Origin of the sequence: Flavobacterium succinicans, assembly GCF_001662485.1 — a bacterium.
Classification (GTDB): Bacteria; Bacteroidota; Bacteroidia; order Flavobacteriales; family Flavobacteriaceae; genus Flavobacterium; species Flavobacterium succinicans_A.
The window spans coordinates 214,463-235,189 of sequence record NZ_JMTM01000065.1 but is presented as its reverse complement, the minus strand read 5'-3'; the positions used below and the strand labels follow the sequence as shown (position 1 = coordinate 235,189).

Sequence of the window (20,727 nt, the reverse complement as noted above, 5' to 3'; positions counted from 1 at the left end):
TAAAGGCAGTAATGTCATAGTCGAGTAGTACTAATAACCCGTAAGCTTATGTACACCTTTTTCCCGAGAGCGAAAGCTCTCGGGAGAGAACTTTCTAATACACTTTTTATATTCTTTATCTCAGTATGTTAAGATATTGTGTAATGTTGTTCCGAATAATCGGAATACCCATTGCAAAACGACCTTAAGGTGGTTATTGCGGCGGGGCTCACCTCTTCCCATTCCGAACAGAGAAGTTAAGCCCGCCTGCGCAGATGGTACTGCAATTTGTGGGAGAGTATGTCGCCGCCTTTCTTTAGTAAAACCCCTTCATCTTATGATGAAGGGGTTTTTTCGTTTCTTGTATTAAGCTAATGGTTATAAAAATAGTGGATATAAATGATTTTAGTTTATCTTACTACTGTTTTTATCATTGACTTAAAAAATGTGTTTATGGATTTATTTGACGATCGTAATTGGTCTATTTTGTTAGAACCATTAATATTGAGTTATAAAGGTAAAACACATCCTCTGCATTATAAGAATAGCTATCAACTTATTGTTATGGTTATTCTTGCTGCTCAAGATTCTGATGAAAACGTTAATCGATTAACTATTCCTTTTTTTGAAAGATATCCTGATTGGTTCTCTTTAATCTCTATTAATGCTTCCGATTTGTATCCACTTTTGGATTCTATTACTAATTTTAAGAGTAAAGCAAATTGGATTATTGATTTAGCGAAAGAATTTCATAATAATAATTTACCAACAACAATATCGGGTATGACTAGATATAAGGGGATTGGAAGAAAATCAGCTCATGTAATTCTTAAGGAATTAGGGTATAATCCTAATGGCATTATGGTTGACTTGCATGTCTTGAGGGTTGCACCAAGATTGGGTATTGTCCCTGATTTTAAAGAAGCCGATAAAATGGAACAGCAGTTACTGTCAAAGTTAAATTCGTCAACTTGGTTAGAAATAGGTATGGCAATTTCTTTTCACGGGAGATTGATTTGTAGACCCATTCCGAATTGTAAGTCTTGTCAAATTAATACAATTTGTGATTATTTTATAAATGAGGGGAAAGTGTAAATGTCTTAGATAATCACATAAAATATTAAAAGCCAATAAGTACTATTGGCTTTTATATTGATTGTTTATTCAGTTTCCTTATCTTCTGTTTCTTCTAAATCTTGCGTTTCTCTTCCGATTTTAATTTTTGGATTATCTTTATTACCAGTAACGGTAATTGGTATTCCAAAAAGACCAAAGGGAGGTAATCCTAATCTCATTTTTAAATTTAGTCGACCATCTAAACTTGTAGTTCCTTCTATTCTCGGTCTAAAGCCTGCGAATTTGAATTTGAAACGCTCGATAGTCATTATGTTATTTTTAATCGAACTTTTAATGTCAACTTTAGATAGTTCAGGATTCTTCATTTTATCGTGATTGGTTTGGCTTCCAACTACATTAAACATTTTCATTCCATAGAGTTTAATGTCTTTGACAGATAAAACTCCATTTCCTACTAAAGAAGGGAGTACCGGTTCCATATTTGCGTTTAAACGGCCTTTAAGTTTGTAATCTAAAGAAACTATTCCTTGCGCTTTTTCAGCAGCGCTTGCCATTTCTCTAAAAATTTTAACTTCTTTATAGGCTCTTTTGATATCAAAATCTGTAGCCTTAATTTCGTATTCAAACAAGGCCTTTTTAGTTGTTAGGCTTTCGTATAAGGCGTTCATTCCTACTTGACATCCAATGAGGTTGAAATTGGTGTTTTGAAGGTATAATTTACCGTTTTTCATTTTCAAATTACCATTTGCATTAGTAAGATGCAATTCTTGAAAATCTACTTTTTGAGCTATAGCTTTGAATTGTACATCAAGATTTTTTGGGATAATAATTACTCCTGTACTAGTTGTTGTTTTATTAGGTTTTTCTTTAGTAGAATTTGTAGCCGCAGTATTGGTTTCTACTGAGTTCATAAACTCATCCGCATTAATATATTTTGACTGTAAAGTAAACGCCCCTTTTAGTGTTCCTTTTCTTGGACTTAAAAAATTGAAAACATTTTTTAGATACCCATTCAATTTAAAATCAGATTGACTGTAACTAGCCAAAAAAGTATTGAAAGACATTTTGTCTTGATTGAATTTGAAAACACCTTCTTTGATTAAAAGTTTTTTTGGAAGATATGATGATGCTATCGCAATATTTCTAACTTCTAGTGTTCCTTTGTTATTCAATTTGTTATAGTTACCTTTTTCAGCATCACTTTGTTTTCCTTTAAGAGCCAAGTCAGTTTTAATGTAGCCATCAACATCTAATCCTTTTTGAGAAAAGACTTTGTATATTTTGCTGATGTTTAAAACACCTTTTGCCTTTACATCGTAAGTCAAATCTTTGAAATTTTCTAAATTAGCCTCGACCGTAAAAGGTTCTTGTTCAAACGTAAAACTAGCGGGTTGAAGTTTAACTTTTAAATCATCGATAGATCCTTTTTGATTTTTAATGGTAGTATTGCAATTGATGTTGGTGATTGGATTTGGATAATATTCTGTTTGAATAAATCCATTTTTTAGATCAATAGCAATATCTGCAATTGGAAAACTGTTGTTTTTTGCATTATACGTTCCATTCATTGTTCCTTTTCCAGTCAAAAGCCCTTTAACGGTTAGATTCGGAATTCCTAATGCATTATTTAATTTTTCTAAATCAATAAAGCTGTACAATTCTCCATTCAATTCAATATTTTCAACTCCTTTGGAATGCCATTTTGCTTTTACATATTCTTTTTCAATATTCAAAGAAATGCCATTTACATCTAGTAGTAATTGGTTTGGATCAAGTGATTGTAATTTTGCGCCAAAATCTAAATTTAGGTTAGAGACAGGAAATTTACTTTTATTGTAATTGACAAAACCGTCTTTTATTTTTAAATCCAAATGTAAGTCAGGTGCTATTTTTTGAGAAGCAATGTATTTTCCTTTTAGGGTTAAAAGCAGGTCGGTTTTTCCTTTAATTTCTGTTTTTTCTAGCCATGTGATAAATTTAGGAGGAAAGGCATTAATCAAATCATAGAGTTCGCTATCTTTTGATTTAATGTTGAAATCAATGTTGTATCCGTCTTTTAGGAAATCAAATTTGCCTTTGAAATCCACTAATAATTTGTTTATGTTCAGATTATTTTCTTCAAAAATAAAAGACAAAGAGTTGATGTTGACCTTCGTGATTAAATCACCCTCTACTTTTTTATTCATCAAATAGGGCTCGTTTGCGTAGATGAAGTTCATTTTAGAAATTTCAATTTTAGAATACAAATCAAATAAGTTGGAACTTAAATCTCCTTTCCCCGTATAATTAAAATTAAAAAAATCAAGATGAATTGCTGCAGATTGATCGTCGAAGACTACTTTACTATTAATGATTTCAATTTTTTCAAGTTGTAGAGATGTACTGCTTTGCTTGTCCTTTTCTTTGGCCTTGTTTTCATTTCCTTTGTACACATTGTAATTCGGTTGACCATTCTTGTCAACTTTCACATTAATGTTTCCTTCGGTTAGAATAATTTGGTCAATGTCAACGGCTTTTCCAAAAAGTAAACTTGTTACATCGATTCCAAAAGCAATTTCTTTGGCAGATACAAATTTTTCTTTTTCAAAAGGGATGGAACCATTTAAATTGACATCGTTTAAAGTCAACGTCAATGATGGAAAATGTTTGAAAAACGATAGATTAGCATCACCGTAATTAAGCTCAGCTTCTAGTTTGGTATTGGCGTATTTTTTTACTTCTTCTTTTATTGTATCAGAAAAAATAATGGGTGTAAGAAACATTACAACCAAAATACTGCCAAATGCTATTCCTAAATATTTTACTGTTTTAAAGAAGATGTTTTTTTTATCTATCGCCATTTTTAAGTAAAGTGTTGGTTATTTATCCGTGTACCGTTTCTGATTTTCCATAATTTCCAATGATGGAACTTTCAAAATCTATCCATTCTTGCCAACGTTTGTCTACATCTGTTTTTTCTGTATATTGTCTGGCAAACTTCAAAAATGTTGTATAATGACCCGCCTCGCTTACCATTAAATCGTGATAGAATTTTGCTAGTTCTGGGTCTTTTATGTTTTGTGAAAGCACTCTAAAACGTTCACAACTTCTGGCTTCAATCATGGCTGCAAACAATAATCTTTCTACTAAAGCGTCATTTCTGCTTCCGTCTTTTTTAGCAAATTTGACCAAATCATTCACGTAATTATCTTTTCTTTCTCTTCCTAAGGTTAGCCCTTTTTCTTTAATAATGTTGTGAACCATTTGAAAATGTTCCATTTCTTCTAAAGCAATTCTGGTCATTTCGGTCACTAATTCTTCTTTTTCTGAATTATTGATGATAATATATATGGCATTGGAGGCCGCTTTTTGTTCGCACCAGGCATGATCGGTAAGAATCTCTTCAATATTTGACTCAACTATTGTCACCCAACGAGGGTCTGTGGCTAATTTTAATCCCAACATAATATTATTCAATTTATTGACTACAAATTTAGCTTTTTAGTTTTGATTTTTCTTTCAAAACGCTAGAATCAGAATGAAATAGTATTATTTTGTACCCACAATTAATTTAATATGAAAAAACTATTGATAATTGGTTTTGTTTGGCCAGAGCCCAATTCTTCGGCTGCGGGAAGTAGAATGATGCAACTCATTGGTTTGTTTCAAAACCAAGGATATGAAGTTACTTTTGCCAGTGCTGCACAGGATAGTGATTTTATGGTTAATTTGCCGGAATTCGGTATTCATAAAGTTACTATAAAGCTAAATGATTCTAGTTTTGATGAGTTTGTCAAAGCAATGCAACCCGATGTGCTTTTGTTTGATCGATTTATGATTGAAGAACAGTTTGGGTGGCGAGTTATAGAAAATTGCCCTAATGCAGTTAGAATTTTAGATACAGAAGATTTGCATTGTTTGCGAATAGCGCGACAAAAGGCGTTTAAGCAAAATCGACCATTTTCCATCAATGACTTGCTAGTTGAAGATGTTGCAAAGCGAGAGATTGCTAGTATTTTGAGATGTGATTTGACTTTAATGATATCCGAATTTGAGATGGATCTTCTGCAGACTGTTTTTAAAATCGATTCCTCGCTATTGTTTTATTTGCCGATTCTTTTGGACGCAATCGAACCTTCTTTTGAGGAAAAATTACCTTCTTTTGAAGATCGAGAAGGTTTTGTCTTTATTGGAAACTTTCTTCATGAGCCTAATTGGAATGCCGTTCAATATTTGAAAGAGACGATTTGGCCTAAAATTCTTCAAAAATTACCGAATGCTACTTTAAAAATTTATGGAGCGTATCCTTCTCAAAAAGTACTACAGCTTCATCATCCAAAGACTAATTTTTTTATTATGGGACGCGCTGAAGACGCTCAGGAAGTAGTTCAACAATCAAAAGTAGTTTTGGCTCCTTTGCGTTTTGGAGCAGGTATAAAAGGAAAATTATTAGAAGCGATGCAAACAGGTACGCCTAGTGTAACCACAGCTATTGGTGCAGAGTCTATGCAGGGAGATTTGCCTTGGAATGGCTATGTTAGTTATGCTGTTGAAGATTTTGTAGATGCAGCAGTGCAATTGTATACTGATAAATCCAGCTGGTTTACATCACAACAAAATGGTTTTTCTATTTTGAAAAAAAGATATCAAAAGGATCTTTTTGAAGGTATTTTTGTAGAGCGATTACAGCATTTGTTGCTCACCATTGAGGAACATCGTCGGAATAATTTTTATGGTGCCCTTTTGCAACATCATACGCTCGCCAGTACAAAATACATGTCCAAGTGGATTGAAGCCAAGAATAAGTAAAAAAAAATCCCGTTTTGAATTTTCAAAACGGGATTTCTATAGTAAAGAAAACTTTTGTTATGCTAACATAGTTACTGGGTTTTCAATGTATTGTTTTAATGTTTGTAAAAACTGAGCGCCTGTCGCTCCATCAATAGTTCTATGGTCACATGCTAACGATAACATCATAGTGTTACCAACTACAATTTGTCCATTTTTCACTACAGGTTTTTCAACGATTGCTCCAACTGAAAGAATAGCTGAATTTGGTTGATTGATGATAGAGTTGAATTCAGTAATTCCAAACATACCTAAATTAGAAATGGTAAAAGTACTTCCTTCCATTTCAGTAGGTAATAATTTTTTGTTTTTGGCTCTTCCTGCTAAATCTCTTACACTTGCACCAATTTGTGATAAACTCATACCATCAGTAAAAGGTAATACAGGAACAACTAAACCATCTTCAACAGCTACTGCTACACCGATATTTACGTGATAGTTGATAGTGATGGCATCCTCTTTCCACTGTGAATTGATTTTTGGGTGTTTCTTTAACGCCAAAGCACTTGCTTTGATTACCATATCGTTGAAAGAAACTTTTGTATCTGGCACAGTATTGATTACAGCTCTTGATTTCATCGCTTCATCCATACTGACTTCAATAACTAAATTGTAATGAGGTGCTGTGAATAAAGATTCTGACAAACGTTTTGCGATAATCTTACGCATTTGCGAATTCTTAATTTCTTCTGTTGCTACTTGTCCAGCAGGAACATAAGGTTTTGGAGCTGCAATTGCTTCTGTTTTAGCAGCTGGTGCTTGTTGTGGAGCTGTTTGAGTAGCAGTATTTGCTTGTGGCGTAAAGTTTTCGATATCGCTTTTTGTGATACGTCCATTTTCACCGCTTCCTTTAACTTGTGATAATTGGATTCCTTTTTCTGAAGCTAATTTTTTAGCTAGAGGGGAAGCTAAAATTCTTTGTCCGTCAGCACTTGGCTCTTGAATAGTTTCAATGCTTTTTTCTGTAGTTGCTGGTGCAGCTGCTGTTTCTGTTGCTACAGGTGCAGCAGTAGTTCCGCCAGCAGTAAAGTCAGCTGCTACTCCAGTAATATCAGTTCCTGCAGGTCCAATAATAGCTAAAAGGCTATCAACAGGTGCAGTATTTCCTTCTTGAATTCCTATGTAAAGTAAAGTTCCAGCATTGAAAGACTCAAACTCCATTGTAGCTTTGTCTGTTTCGATTTCAGCTAGAATATCCCCTTCGGCAATGGTGTCTCCTACTTTTTTTAACCAAGTTGCAACGGTACCTTCGGTCATAGTGTCGCTTAATCTAGGCATAGTCACTACGATTACACCTTTTGGAAGTGCTGTAGCGTTAGTAGTTGCCGCTGGAGTAGTAGTTGCTTCTGTTGGAGCCTCTGTCACAGCCGGTGCTGGTGCAATAGCCCCTCCAGCAATTAATGCGGTTACATCTTCGCCTTCATTTCCAATGATTGCAAGTAGCGAGTCTACAGGTGCAGTTTCTCCTTCTGGTATTCCAATATATAATAGCGTTCCTTCATTGAAGGATTCGAATTCCATTGTAGCTTTGTCTGTTTCGATTTCAGCTAGAATATCTCCTTCATTTATTTTGTCACCTACTTTTTTAAGCCAAGTTGCTACCGTTCCTTCCGTCATAGTGTCGCTCAAACGGGGCATTGTAATAATTGTTGCCATAATGGATTATAATTTGTGAGGGATGAATGGATAGTTTTCTTCTTCGTATACCATATCGTATAATTGTTGTAGTTCTGGGTATGGAGATTCTTCTGAGAATTTTACACACTCTTCTACTAAATCTTTTACACGTTGGTCAATTACTTCGATTTCTTCCTCTGTTGCATATTTTTGATCCAAAATTACATCTAGAACTTGAGTAATAGGATCTATTTTTTTGTATTCTTCAATTTCTTCTTTAGAACGATACAATTGAGCATCAGACATTGAATGTCCTCTGTAACGGTATGTTTTCATTTCTAAAAATGTTGGTCCGTCGCCACGTCTAGCTCTTTCGATAGCTTCTGTCATAGCTTCGGCTACTTTCACTGGGTTCATTCCATCAACAGGTCCGCAAGGCATTTCGTAACCTAAACCTAATTTCCAGATATCAGAGTGATTGGCAGTTCTTTCAACAGAAGTTCCCATTGCATAACCGTTGTTTTCTACGATAAAAACTACTGGTAATTTCCAAAGCATGGCCATATTGAATGCCTCATGAAGTGAACCTTGACGGGCAGCTCCGTCGCCAAAGTAGGTAAGGGTAACGCCTCCAGTGTTGTTGTATTTGTCTCCAAAAGCTAAGCCAGCTCCTAATGGGATTTGTCCTCCTACAATTCCATGTCCTCCGTAGAAACGGTGTTCTTTTGAGAAAATGTGCATAGAGCCTCCCATACCTTTTGAAGTACCTGTAGCTTTACCTAGTAGTTCAGCCATTACTCTTCTTGGGTCTACACCCATTCCGATTGGTTGTACGTGGTTTCTATAGGCGGTAATCATTTTGTCTTTTGTCAAATCCATAGCATGGAGAGCTCCAGCTAAAACGGCTTCTTGACCATTGTACAAATGAAGAAAACCTCTTATTTTTTGTTGTATGTATAGAGCAGCTAGTTTGTCTTCAAACTTTCTCCAAAGAAGCATGTCTTCATACCACTTTAAATATACTTCTTTTGTAACTTCTTTCATCTGAAATAATTCTTTTGTAAGTGTTAATACTATTCGAAATGGTGTAAAATTTATTTTATTGAAGTGAGGTTTTTGAAAACCAAACTTCTAATCCAACACAAATTTGCGAAATGCAAAAATAACACATTCCGAGTAAGCAATAAAATTTAACAACCAGTTTTTATTATGATTAGAGGAATTTTTTGTTAAACATAAAAGGGAGTAGGTTTTTAAGTGAATCAGATTGGTAGATTACGCCTGTTTCTCCCATAAAATAAATTTCGATAGGTTGTCCTTGTTGGATTTCATATTCGGCTATTGATTGTCTGCAAGCACCGCATGGAGGGATAGGTTCAGTAGTAGGGTTAATGTCCGAAGCTGCCGTAATAGCTATTTTATTTATTCTAACGCCAGGATAATTAGCTCCAGCATAAAAAATAGCGACACGTTCTGCGCAAAGACCAGATGGATATGCTGCATTTTCTTGATTGGAACCACAAACTACTTTGTTATTCTCCAAAAGTAATGCGGCTCCCACTCTAAAATTAGAATAAGGGGCATAAGCGGTTTTGCGGATAGTAACCGCTTCTTGCATTAATTCCTGAATTTGTGAAGGTAATTCTTTTATGCTATCATATTGTTTGAAGGAAGTAGTGATAGAGATTTCTTTCATTATAATGGATTTTTTTGAGTAGCTATTTTTTGCTTCTTAAAGAAGTTTTAGCTGTATTTTGTTTTATTATTAAGGAAAAAAAATCCAAATTTCAAGGCTGTAGCTTTTGAAATTTGGATTTTTTTATCAGATCAATGCGTGTTCTAGTAATTTTCGTATTTGTCACCAAAATTAAAGGTTAAAGAAAAACGTAACGTATTTTCTAAAGGATTTTTAACCTTTGAAGCGGAAAATAAATACGAGACATCTACTTTGACTACGTTGTATTTGAAGCCTGCTCCTAGAGAGAAGAACTTTCTTGCTCCTTTTTGGTCGCTTTCATGGAAATATCCAGTACGTAAAGAGAAAGAATCTTGGTATTCGTATTCAGCTCCCAATGCGTAAGTAACTTCTTTTAGTTCTTCGCTAAAGCCTCCAGGTGCATCACCAAAGGACTTGAATAAACCAGAAACCCATCCTATTTTACTGTAATCTTCTGTTTTTTTTGCTGTCTCAGCTGCTGTATCAGTACTTTCATATTGAGGGGTGGGTACTAATAATTTATTAAATTCAACATTGACACCTATTTTGTTGTATTCATCTAGAATGAAATCGAAACCGCCTCCAATTTTTAAGTTAGCAGGCAAGAAGTTGTTGTTGAACTCATCGTTGTCGTAGCTTATCTTTGGGCCTAAATTTTGAATATTAAATCCACCTCTCCATCTTCCATTGAAGTCAGAATAAGCAATTTCTTCTGATTGATAATACCCTGCAATATCTACACTAAATGAGCTTGCAGCTGAAGCGTCAACATTGTCTGAGGCGACTTTTAAATTGGAACGGATATATCTTCCTCCTACAGCCATCGAGAAATGATCGCTCAATTGAAGGGCGTAAGACCCATCTAAAGCAAATTCGTTAGGGGAAACTAATCTTGGAACATCATTGGCATTTTCTCGTAGTTCAATTTCTCCAAGACCAAAGTACCTGATACTTCCTGCAAATGCACTTCTTTCATTGAAGCGGTTGTAATAAGTTACTTGTCCTAGTGAAATATCATTTACGATATCAGTAAGGTAGGGTGTGTAACTTACAGAAAATCCTTGTTTGTCTGTAGCAAATGCATACTTGGCAGGATTCCATTGTTGTGAGTAGGTATCTGGAGAAGTTGCTACTCCAATGTCTCCCATACCAGCTGCTCTTGCATCGGCAGCAATTTGTAAAAAAGGAACTCCTGTTGTAATCGTTCTTTCTTGAGCAAATGTATTGGAGGTTACAAAGCCGATAAAAATTAGAATAAATTTCTTCATTATTTTATTAAAATCATTAAACAAATATAGTATTAAATTAAAGGATAACCAATTTTTCTATTTTTTCTGCTTTTTTATTATTCAATGATGATTTGACAGTTAATCGGTATACATACACCCCTTTTCCTAGTCGGTCACCAAAGTCATCTCTTCCATCCCATTTGATTTCTCTCGACAAAAAACCTTCTGTAGTTATGATTTGGTTTTTAGTCCAAACTATTTTTCCTGTAATTGTCATGACTTGCACTTGTACTTCTAAGGGTTCAAATGGTCTGTTGTGAGTGAACCAAAATTCGGTATAGTTTACAAATGGATTAGGATAATTCAAAACGTTTGTTAGCGTTATGGAATCATTTCCTACTACCAAAAACTGTATTTCACTAATTACGGGGTTATTATAAACATCCCAAGCTTTAATTGTTATTGTATGTAGGCCTATTGAGAGATTTCTAAATGGGAATTTAATAGTTCCGGCGGTAAAATCATCAAGTTTGGTTTCATAGTAATCATTTAAGATAAAAGGTTTGCTTTCGTCTCCGTCTAAAATAGCAACAATGTCATGACCTATTCCGCTGGCGGTATTAATTCCGTTTTCGTCCTCTAATTGTACAATTAATATAGGAGACTGATTCGTTGTTCCGCCTGAAACAAAATTTTCGTCATTCATATATAACTTCAATTTTGGACTAATATTGTCTGAAATTGCATTTTCATTAATTCCTCCTATTTTAATTGATGTGTTTTGTCCAGTTTGATTCTCAAGAGCATTATCTTTTTTTGCATAAAAACTAATTCTTCCATTTCCAATAGGAATACGGATGTCTCTTGGTACCACAAAGCTAAATTCAAACTGACCATTTTTTACGGTAGCATTTCCCCTAAAGATGGTTTCTCCTAAAACTTTAAATGAAATGCTAGGGCTGTTTCCGTCATTGTTAAGCGTATTTCTGGTAACTGATTTATCAGTAATAAGAGTTGCTATTGTTCCATTGTAGTTAGGTAATAAATTGTTGTTTTCATCTGTTACTTCCCCAGAGAGCTTGATTTTTGCTAGTGATTTGAAATCATCAATTGGTTGCGAAATCGCAATGTCATTCACTTTTGTTAGATTGATTTTGGGTTTGGCTATGGCGAGTTGTAATGCAGGGTCACCAATAAAAACCACAACGTTTGTAGATGAATTAGGATTTGTGTTTTTTGAAATTCGTAATGCTTCCGCCATCGAAACGTAGGTGTTCGAACCAAATGATAATAAATTTTTTGTCAATAATGGATTGAAATTCTCGGCGCTAAATTGTCCAATAGAACGAATTGTAGTAATCATGGCTATAGCGCCTCCTCTTGGGTTCCAATACGTGTATTCGCCTGCTGTAAGACGCAATGGGTTGTCGAATCTTGAAAACTCACAAGTAATGGTTACGAAAAGTGGGTATTTGAATGGATTGTTTAAGTTTTGTCCATCTGATTTTTCCCAAATACGTTCAACAGCGAGTCCATCTTCGCCGCCATGCCCTAAATAATTAAAGACCATAGCGCCTTTTTCGAAAGCATTAAATAAATCAGTTCTAGCTTTTGGATAACGAAATCCTCCAGCAGATGCTTCTTGTATGTAGGAATCAAGTAAAATTTTGGACACATTAAGGAATGGTTTTTCGTTAGATATTAAATCCCCTAAATTGTTTTGTTTTTCTTGTAATGATGCGTCTGAAACAACATCTGAGTCGTCTGCAACAAGTACAAAGTTGTTTCTCCAATTGCCGAAAGATTTTGAATCGTGGTAGTCAATTACTTTTTGAACCATTTCTTCCGCTTGTTTGGTGTCGTTCACAATCATTCGGCCTACAGCGATATCAACGCCTCCAAAAGTATTGGTGATATTACCTTCATTAGGATCCATTAATCCAAAAAAATCATCTGAGGCAAAAGAAGATTCTCCCGTAGTATTGCTTCTTAAGGAATGATAAATAGGAACGATATTGCTATTATTGTTGATTCTGTTTTTGTAATCATAGGAAGCATCTCCAAAAAGGTTGACATATCTTACTCTTTTGTCTGGTGCAGAAGCATTGTCGTAAATGTATTTGATGCAATTTCGGATGGCTCCAATATCTTGTTTTCCAGAGCCAAATTCGTGATAAATTAATTCGATAGGAATTACTTTTACATTTAATTTGGAATAATTTCTATGAAAGCTAGCTAGTTTTTCGGCTTGATTACTCAAGAAATTAGGTGCAATAATTACATAGTCAATGTCTTCAAATTGTCCCTGATTGTTTTTGAAAATGGTTCCTTTTATATTTTGGTTGGCGACTTTTGCTTTTTTAGAAACTGTTGGAGTCAGAAAATCATTAGCATCTAGAGCGATATATTTTTTGATTTCGCCCAAATTGGCTTTAAAACTAAGTTGTGGTTGGTTACTATTTTCAATTTTCTGTATAGCATTGAGCTGTGTGATATCCCATACTTGAGCTATTCTCGTCGCATTAGTTATTGAGTATTCCACAATTCCATTTGTTGAAAAAGCGGCGTCATATTGAAAATGAAATTGTTTGCCGTAACCAACTAGTTTTCTTTTAGCAACAACTTTTATGTAATCTAAATAGCCAATGGCATTTGGAACGCCTCCATTGTTGTAGGTGTATTTTATTTTATTTTTTTCTAAGCCGATGAATGAAGCGGTGTTGGAAAGATTGCCAGTGTAAAAAGAAATGCCAGAATTATTGCTAAGCGGAGGAAAATTTATGGTTCCGATAGGTGAATTGTTTGCCGAAACAATGAATGAGCTTGCAGTAAAGGCGGCAGAAGCGGTTTCGGTACTAATTTTTACAGGTATTGTTGTGTCAATATTAGGAAATTCAAAATCAAATTCTTGTTCGTTGTTGACGTCAAATTTTTCTCCAAACCATTGGCGTCCTAATTGCCCGATATTGATTTGGTCTAATTCATGAAATTGAGTATCGTCAAAAGTTGATAAGTTTAGGGTTGGATTGCCTGAAGGTTGGTTCGCAGTTTGAATTCTTTTCCCTGCGCCTCCATCAGTTGTGATGTAATAGTAGGATTGGTCTTCGTACAGATTGTTAAATGTTTTGCTTTCAGTATTCCAAGTGTCAGTCCCTTCTCCATAAAAAAGGATGTAATCCTCATTGTTAAAGGTTTCATCGTTTTCACCAATTATTTGGATAGGTGTTTCTTCAAGGTCTAGTGGATATGAATTAGTGTTGGTTAGCGGTATCATTTTTCCGCCATTGCCAAATATTTTAATGTTTCTTGGGTTTATTGAATTTACGGATAGTCCTAATTGTTGTAAAAAACTTCTAGATATTTTGTAAACTCCCGATTTTTGTATTTGAAATTGATACCAATTGCCAGAAGCTAAGACTGAATTGCTTAAGGATTTAACTGCAGTGGTTTTGTTTTGATTGGCTGTCCGATTCGAGTTTGAAGGTGTCGAATAGGAAAATGAAGTTATCTTTTTAAAGCCAAAGCCATCTTTTATAATTGGAGAAAGGGTTAAAAATGTAACGGTTAAGTCTCTTGATGTGCTTAAATGGATAGTTTCATTTGGAGTTGTCGGAATGTTTGACGCAGATAAATCACCAAGTTCTTCATTGCTTATATTTTCATAAGTAATATTCGTTAAGCTAATCTGGTTATTGGCTAAATAACCATTGATTAATGTACTAAAAAGGATAGCTTTATTTATAGGGTCATACTGAAAATTTGTGCTATTGAATGAAGGAATACGAACGCTATATTCTCCCATATTCATTGGTTTTGTTGGGTTCCAATTAATTACAAAAGTACCATTATGCTGTGCTAAGGCCAAAAAAGGCAATAGTAGTAGTAGCCAAGTAACTATTTTTTTTTTCATTGGGTTTATAACGAACTTTTGTAGTGCATATTTTAATGGGTAAAAATAATTTAATTACTTTAGGTTTTAATAATAAAAAATATATTTTTGCGTTGGTATATAGGGACTGAATAAAATTAATTAGCCCCTTTAAAATTATTAAATTTTGGTGTTGTAGGTAAAAGGTTAATTGTTATATTGCGCCACCAAATTATGACCTATTAATAGTATGAAAGTAAAGAAAATTTTGAACTTAAAATTGATTGTTTCAATTTTATTGATTGCAGGATTAGCTAGTTGTAGTAAGAAGTCTAGCTCTAGTAATGCTTCAAGAGCAACTGGATGGAACTTAGATCGTCAGAAAAATGTTGCTGCAAAAAATAAAAATCAAGCTGGCCCTGGTTTGGTTTTCGTAGAAGGAGGAACTTTTACTATGGGTAGGGTTCAAGATGATGTAATGCACGATTGGAATAACTCTCCAACGCAACAACACGTTCAATCCTTTTACATGGATGAAACCGAGGTAACTAATTCTATGTACCTAGAATATCTAGAATGGTTGAAAAAAGTATTTCCACCAACAGAAGAAAATTACAAAAACATTTACGAAGGAGCTTCTCCTGATACTTTAGTTTGGAGAAATCGATTAGGATATAATGAAACGATGACTAATAATTATTTGAGACATCCTTCTTATGCTGAATATCCTGTTGTCGGAGTAAATTGGATTCAAGCCAATGAGTTTGCGAAATGGAGAACAGAACGTGTTAATGAAAGTATGCTTGAAAAAGCTGGTTTTTTAAAGAAAAATGCTAAAACAAATGATGTTTCTGCTGAAAATACATTCAGTTCTGAGACGTATTTAGCTTCACCAACTTCAGTTTATGGAGGAAATGAAGAAATTGTTCTTAAAGAAAGATCCAAAAGAAAAGCACCTAAAGCTGGAAAAGACGGTAAAGTGGCAGAGCAAAAAAATGTTTATGCACAACGTTCTTCGGGTATTTTATTACCTGAGTACCGTTTGCCAACTGAAGCAGAGTGGGAATATGCTGCTGCTGCGGATGTAGGGCAAAGAGAGTATAATACGTATAAAGGTCAAAAGAAATATCCTTGGTCAGGTAGCTATACTCGTTCAGGAAAACGTGTTGGAAAAGGGGATCAATTAGCCAACTTTAAGCAAGGAAATGGTGATTATGGCGGAATAGCAGGTTGGTCTGATGACGGAGCAGATATCACTAACCAAGTAAAAAAATATCCAGCTAATGATTTTGGTTTATATGATATGGCAGGAAATGTTGCTGAATGGGTTGCCGATGTTTACCGCCCTATTATAGATAACGAGTGGAATGACTTTAACTATTTTAGAGGTAACTTGTATACCAAAAACAAAATTGGTAAAGATGGTAAAATCGAGATTGTTACCACCAAAACTATTGAATACGATACCTTAAGTAATGGTAAAATAGTTGCAAGAGCTTATCCAGGACAAATTGCACAGGTGCCTGTTGATGAAAATGAAACTTATTTAAGACAAAACTTTGATAAGAGTAATAATATCAACTACAGAGACGGTGACAAACAATCTACTCGTTTTTATGATTTCGGAAACTCTGGTGACGAAACTAAGAAAGATAAAGATGCACACAAAATGTACAACTCACCTAAGCACAATGTAGCTGTAGATAGTTTAGGAAAAATGTCTAGAAAATATGATTCTTCAAGTAAAAGAACAACTTTGATTAATGATGAAGTTCGTGTTTTCAAAGGAGGATCTTGGAGAGATAGAGCGTATTGGTTAGATCCAGCACAAAGAAGATATTTGCCACAAGATATGGCTACAGATTATATCGGATTTAGATGTGCGATGTCTAGTGTTGGACCAAAAGCACAAAAAAGAAAATCACCAAGAAATTAAATTTCAATAGTATACTAACAATAAAAGCCCTTTGATTAGGGCTTTTATTGTTTTAATTCTTAAAATATTATGGATATACCTGGCATTCATCAATTGTTTCTGCAGTGCGATTCAATTTCAATTGATACTCGCAAGATTTTGCCTAATTCTTTATTTGTAGCCATCAAAGGGGATAATTTTGATGCGAATACATTTGCTAATGAAGCACTTGTCAAAGGCGCTAGATTTGTACTTATTGATAATTCAGATTATTACATAGATGAGAGAACTATTTTGGTAAAAGATAGTTTATCGGCACTACAACAATTGGCGCAATATCATAGAAATTACCTCAAAATTCCTATTATTGCTTTAACAGGAAGCAATGGCAAAACAACTACCAAAGAACTAATTCACGCCGTTCTTTCCAAAAAATTCAATACAAAGGCAACAGTTGGTAATTTAAACAATCATATTGGCGTGCCTTTGACTTTACTTTCGTTTACTAAAGAAACAGAAATAGGAGTAGTTGAAATGGGAGCAAATCACCAAAAAGAAATCGAATTTCTTTGCCAATTGACCACTCCTGATTATGGTTATATTACTAATTTCGGGAAGGCTCATTTAGAAGGTTTTGGGGGCGTTGAAGGAGTAATAAAAGGAAAGAGTGAGATGTATACTTATTTGTCTCTTGGAAATAAAACTACTTTTATAAATCTTGAGGATCCCATCCAAGTAGAAAAATCAAAAGAACTTTCTTCTTATACTTTTGGGGTGAACAAATCAGAAGCCGATAGTAATATTACTTCTGTTGAAGCAAATCCTTTTGTAGCTATTACTTATCAAGGTTTTTCAATTGTTACTCATTTGATAGGCTTGTATAATGCCAATAACATCAATGCGGCAATCGCTATTGGAACTTTTTTTAAAGTACCTCTAGAATCGATTAAAGAGGCATTAGAACAATACATTCCAGAGAACAATCGCTCACAAATGATTGTTAAAGGTTCTACGAGCATTTTATTAGATGCTTACAATGCTAATCCAAGTAGTATGGCTGTTGCTATTGATAACTTTATTCAATTGGATAAACCTAATAAAATATTGATTTTAGGAGATATGTTTGAATTAGGTGCTGAAAGTTTGTTGGAACATCAGCAGATTGTTACTCGACTTTCTGGCGTAGCTGGTGTTCGTTGTTTTTTTATTGGAAATGCTTTTTTTGATTGTGCGGTTGTCCAGGATAATTTTCATTTTTATGCAACATTTGATGCATTTTCGGATTATTTGATTCATCATCCTTTTTTCGATGCTACCTTATTGATAAAAGGCTCTAGAGGCATGGCTTTAGAACGAACTTTACATTTTTTATAACAAAAACGCAACTGTAAAAAGTTGCGTTTTTTGTGGGGTTAAATTTTCATCAAAAATCCAATTAGGTTTTCTTTTTTGTTTAATTCTAGTTTTTTGCGTAGTCGGTATCTCGCTAATTCTACGCCACCATTAGAAATGTTCATGATTTCTGCTATTTCTTTGGTAGACATATTCATTAAGAGATAAGTGGCTAAATCTAATTCTCTTGGAGTGATTGTTGGATATTGATCTTTTAATCTCTTTAAGAAATCAAAATGCACATTTTTGATATGTTTTTCTAAATCCTTCCAGCTTTTATCCGAGTGTACCTCTTTTACGATACTCTTTTGGAGTTTGGTAAATTGTGTTTTCAAGGTGTCATCCAAGTTGTCATGATTGATTTCTTTTAGTTTATGGATTATACCATTGAGTGTTTTGTTCTTTTTTACTACTTGGAGCGAGTTGTTAACCAGCTCTTTGTCTTTGGCTAAGATTTTTATTTTTAGCTGGTCATTTTTTAACTTTTCTATTTCTTTCTCTAATAAATATTGTTCTTGTCGAATTTTAGATTCTCTTTCTAGATACAATCGTCTTTGTTCAATGGTCTCGTAATACTTGTTTTTTCTGATTTTTGCTTTTACGGTTTTTTGAACATAAAGTATCACTGCAATCGCAGCAATTAAATATAATAGGTAAGCAAAGAAGTGACGGTACCAAGGAGGCATCACGATAAACCTTATCTTAGCTTCTTTTGATTGTATACCATAACTGTTTCTGACTTTTACTTTCATCACATAACTTCCTTCACTTAAATTGGTGTATTCTTTGGTAAACATTCTAGACCAAGGGCTCCATTTTTCGTCAAAACCATCAAGTTGATAGGAGAATTCTACATTGTCTAAGTTTTCATATGTAGGTGACGAAAAGGAGAATTGTACATGATTTGAGGAATAGGGGAGTGTGTATTTTGTGGTAGTTTCTTGTCCGTTTCCTAAAAGTAATGTGTCTTTTTGGAAGGAAAAATTTCTAATATAAGCTTTTGGGATTGTTACAAAACTATTCGCCTGTTCGGGATTATAATGAGCTAATCCATCGGTTAATCCGATGAAAACATTTTTTTTATCAATTGCATTGATAGAAAGATAGTCGCTCACGAGCTCGCCGGTAAGATTAGAGAACGGCGCTATGCAATTGTGATAGCGATTGTTCTGTTTTTGTAACATGCCCAAACCTTGTCCGTAAGTGTACCAAATGTTGCCTAATTGATCTTCATAAACTAAATTCACCAAAGGGATTTTTTGAAAAAGCTTGCTTAAGGTTTTGTCTTCATAAAACTGTTCCTGCTCGTTTGAATATTTAAAGAAATGATTTTTGGTTTGAAAATAAACTTTGTTATTTATACGCTGAATACTTTCAATTCCTGTGTATCGTTGTGTAATTGCTTTATGGGTTTCAATTTTTGCATAGCTTTTTAAGTCCTCGGATAAAGTCATTTGATACAAAAGCCCATCCTTTTTTAGCCATATTGTTTCCGCATCTATTTCAAAAGCGATAGATGAATGATCAAAGCCCGATATTTGATGGCGATACATCCAATTATTTCCTTTTTTTTCAAACAAAGCAAAGCCATTATAATTGGATCCAATTAGTAAATTGTCTTTGCCAGGTATTTTTTTGAAACCAAAATACCCTTTACTGTCCAAAATTTGGCTCACGCGGTCTCCTTGAATTACCATAGCGCCATTATTGTTTCCGCATAATAATTGATTATCTAGGACTTGAATGTTCCAAGACTGTCCTGTTGTTCCTTCGACTAATTTGAAGACATCTTCTTTGAAGTTTTGGTTCCAATGGTGATAAAAAACCCCTCTATTTGTCGCTACATATAGGTTTTGATGATATACGATCGAGGCATATACGGTACTGATGTCATAACTAAAACCAAAATAGGTAAATGGTGAGTTCTCATTAACAAATGCAATTCCGTTGTCTAGTCCTAACCATATATTGTTTTTGTTGTCTATGAAGGAGGTTAATACGGTGTTGTTTTGTAATCCTTTCTTGTGGTTGATATGTTGAATGATTTTTCCATTAGTGTCGCAAACAATTATTCCATTTAAAACCGTGTTAATTACGATAAATTTGTCTTTAATCGCAATTCCCCCTAAAGAGCTATTTTTTTTGACAAAAGCATTGGTTTCGGTATTCCAAGTTTGTAGTAGGCCATTGGAATAGGTAAACAAACCCTTATTCAATGTGCTAATTAGAAGTTTTTGATTTGGCAAAGGGATAATGCTCCAAACTTCGGTTGTATTAAGTTGTTTGGTTCCGGGTAGAGCAAAAAGAGTTTTGTTTTTGTATTCCAATAATCCATTGGCGATATCTTGTAGGTACAATCTACCGTTGACTAAAAATGAGAATTGGAAGCGTTTGGGGGCATTTATAGTTTGAATGGTATTGTTTTTCAAAAAAAAAGCTTTAGAAAAGCCTTGAAAAACGACACCTTTATCAAACAAATGTATTTTCCAAACAAAGTCAATGGTTTTGATTTTTGATTTGGGAACCAAATAGGTTAGGGAATGATAGACTAATTTTCCTTTTTCATTAGGTTCAAAATAACCAAATTCGTTATATCCTCCAACATAAATTTTTCCATTGGGATCTATTTTTAAACTCCGAATGGCATCTGCATGGCTCATTTTATAGTTGCGCCAAGTGGTTCCATCAAATTGAAATAAGCCATTGTTATTGGCAAAATACAGATTTCCATTTTTATCTTGATCGATGTTCCAGTTTTGAGTGCCTCCTTTATAGTCCGCTCGGGTGTAATTTTTAATATCGGGAAGTCCTATGTTTTTTACTTGAGCAAAAAGCATTGAAATAAAAAAGAGAAGAACAAAAGAATAGGTTTTTTTTTTGAAGTTGTTCATCATAAAGCAAAGGGACTTAAAATTTGATAATTAAACGAAAACGTTTTCTTTTTGTTTGAAAAATGACTTAAATAGAGGTTTTTATTGTTTAAATTTTGTTAAAACCTCAAAAATAGCATTGTTTACACAAATGTAGTGTTTCTTTTAGTTTTTGTAATTTTTTAAAACAATACTAATTGTATTTTAAATTATTGGAAATGAATATTTTATGATTT

Annotated in this window: 12 protein-coding genes and 1 rRNA gene; 5 read left to right on the top strand and 8 right to left on the bottom strand. The window is 34.1% G+C overall.

What is annotated here, in order from left to right; translation table 11 throughout:
• The first annotated feature begins 185 nt into the window (after nucleotides 1–185).
• Nucleotides 186–294, top strand: a 5S ribosomal RNA gene (gene rrf, locus FLB_RS12525).
• Between the two features lie 84 nt (nucleotides 295–378).
• Nucleotides 379–1,074 (top strand): endonuclease III domain-containing protein, encoded by a 696-nt coding sequence (locus FLB_RS12520; RefSeq protein WP_231891079.1) that lies wholly within the window; start codon nucleotides 379–381, stop codon nucleotides 1,072–1,074.
• Nucleotides 1,075–1,139: 65 nt separating this feature from the next.
• On the opposite strand, the gene FLB_RS12515 is transcribed toward FLB_RS12520, so the two are convergent.
• Nucleotides 1,140–3,896 (bottom strand): AsmA-like C-terminal region-containing protein, encoded by a 2,757-nt coding sequence (locus FLB_RS12515; RefSeq protein ID WP_064716286.1) that lies wholly within the window; start codon nucleotides 3,894–3,896, stop codon nucleotides 1,140–1,142.
• 22 nt (nucleotides 3,897–3,918) lie between these two features.
• Nucleotides 3,919–4,500 carry a tRNA-(ms[2]io[6]A)-hydroxylase gene (locus FLB_RS12510; protein ID WP_064716285.1) on the bottom strand — a complete coding sequence of 194 codons (582 nt, stop codon included), beginning with the start codon at nucleotides 4,498–4,500 and terminating at the stop codon, nucleotides 3,919–3,921.
• 111 nt (nucleotides 4,501–4,611) lie between these two features.
• On the opposite strand from FLB_RS12510, the gene FLB_RS12505 reads away from it, so the two are divergent.
• Nucleotides 4,612–5,844 carry a glycosyltransferase gene (locus FLB_RS12505; RefSeq protein ID WP_064716284.1) on the top strand — a complete coding sequence of 411 codons (1,233 nt, stop codon included), beginning with the start codon at nucleotides 4,612–4,614 and terminating at the stop codon, nucleotides 5,842–5,844.
• Nucleotides 5,845–5,901: 57 nt separating this feature from the next.
• Here FLB_RS12505 and FLB_RS12500 read toward each other — a convergent pair whose 3' ends face one another.
• From FLB_RS12500 to porU, 5 genes are all read right to left on the bottom strand, one after another.
• The gene (locus tag FLB_RS12500; RefSeq protein ID WP_064716283.1) at nucleotides 5,902–7,539 is read right to left on the bottom strand and encodes a dihydrolipoamide acetyltransferase family protein; all 1,638 of its coding nucleotides are present in this window, start codon (nucleotides 7,537–7,539) and stop codon (nucleotides 5,902–5,904) included.
• 6 nt (nucleotides 7,540–7,545) lie between these two features.
• Nucleotides 7,546–8,544, bottom strand: coding sequence for a pyruvate dehydrogenase (acetyl-transferring) E1 component subunit alpha (pdhA, locus tag FLB_RS12495; RefSeq protein WP_064716282.1), 999 nt, complete (start codon nucleotides 8,542–8,544; stop codon nucleotides 7,546–7,548).
• Nucleotides 8,545–8,713: 169 nt separating this feature from the next.
• The gene (gene cdd / locus FLB_RS12490) at nucleotides 8,714–9,196 is read right to left on the bottom strand and encodes a cytidine deaminase (RefSeq protein ID WP_064716281.1); all 483 of its coding nucleotides are present in this window, start codon (nucleotides 9,194–9,196) and stop codon (nucleotides 8,714–8,716) included.
• Between the two features lie 143 nt (nucleotides 9,197–9,339).
• Complete coding sequence (gene porV / locus FLB_RS12485) at nucleotides 9,340–10,485, bottom strand: type IX secretion system outer membrane channel protein PorV (RefSeq protein ID WP_064716280.1); 1,146 nt, start codon at nucleotides 10,483–10,485, stop codon at nucleotides 9,340–9,342.
• A 37-nt stretch (nucleotides 10,486–10,522) separates the two neighbouring features.
• Nucleotides 10,523–14,356: a type IX secretion system sortase PorU gene (gene porU / locus FLB_RS12480; protein ID WP_064716279.1), complete on the bottom strand. Its 3,834-nt coding sequence runs from the start codon at nucleotides 14,354–14,356 to the stop codon at nucleotides 10,523–10,525.
• Nucleotides 14,357–14,564: 208 nt separating this feature from the next.
• On the opposite strand from porU, the gene gldJ reads away from it, so the two are divergent.
• Together gldJ and FLB_RS12470 are read left to right on the top strand one after the other, a co-directional pair.
• Nucleotides 14,565–16,250, top strand: a complete 1,686-nt coding sequence (gene gldJ, locus FLB_RS12475) for a gliding motility lipoprotein GldJ (RefSeq protein WP_064716278.1) — start codon at nucleotides 14,565–14,567, stop codon at nucleotides 16,248–16,250.
• A gap of 69 nt (nucleotides 16,251–16,319) precedes the next feature.
• Nucleotides 16,320–17,603, top strand: coding sequence for a UDP-N-acetylmuramoyl-tripeptide--D-alanyl-D-alanine ligase (locus FLB_RS12470; protein ID WP_064716277.1), 1,284 nt, complete (start codon nucleotides 16,320–16,322; stop codon nucleotides 17,601–17,603).
• Nucleotides 17,604–17,641: 38 nt separating this feature from the next.
• Here the strand turns inward: FLB_RS12470 and FLB_RS12465 are convergent, their stop codons facing one another.
• Nucleotides 17,642–20,515 (bottom strand): triple tyrosine motif-containing protein, encoded by a 2,874-nt coding sequence (locus tag FLB_RS12465; RefSeq protein WP_231891078.1) that lies wholly within the window; start codon nucleotides 20,513–20,515, stop codon nucleotides 17,642–17,644.
• Nucleotides 20,516–20,727: the final 212 nt, after the last annotated feature.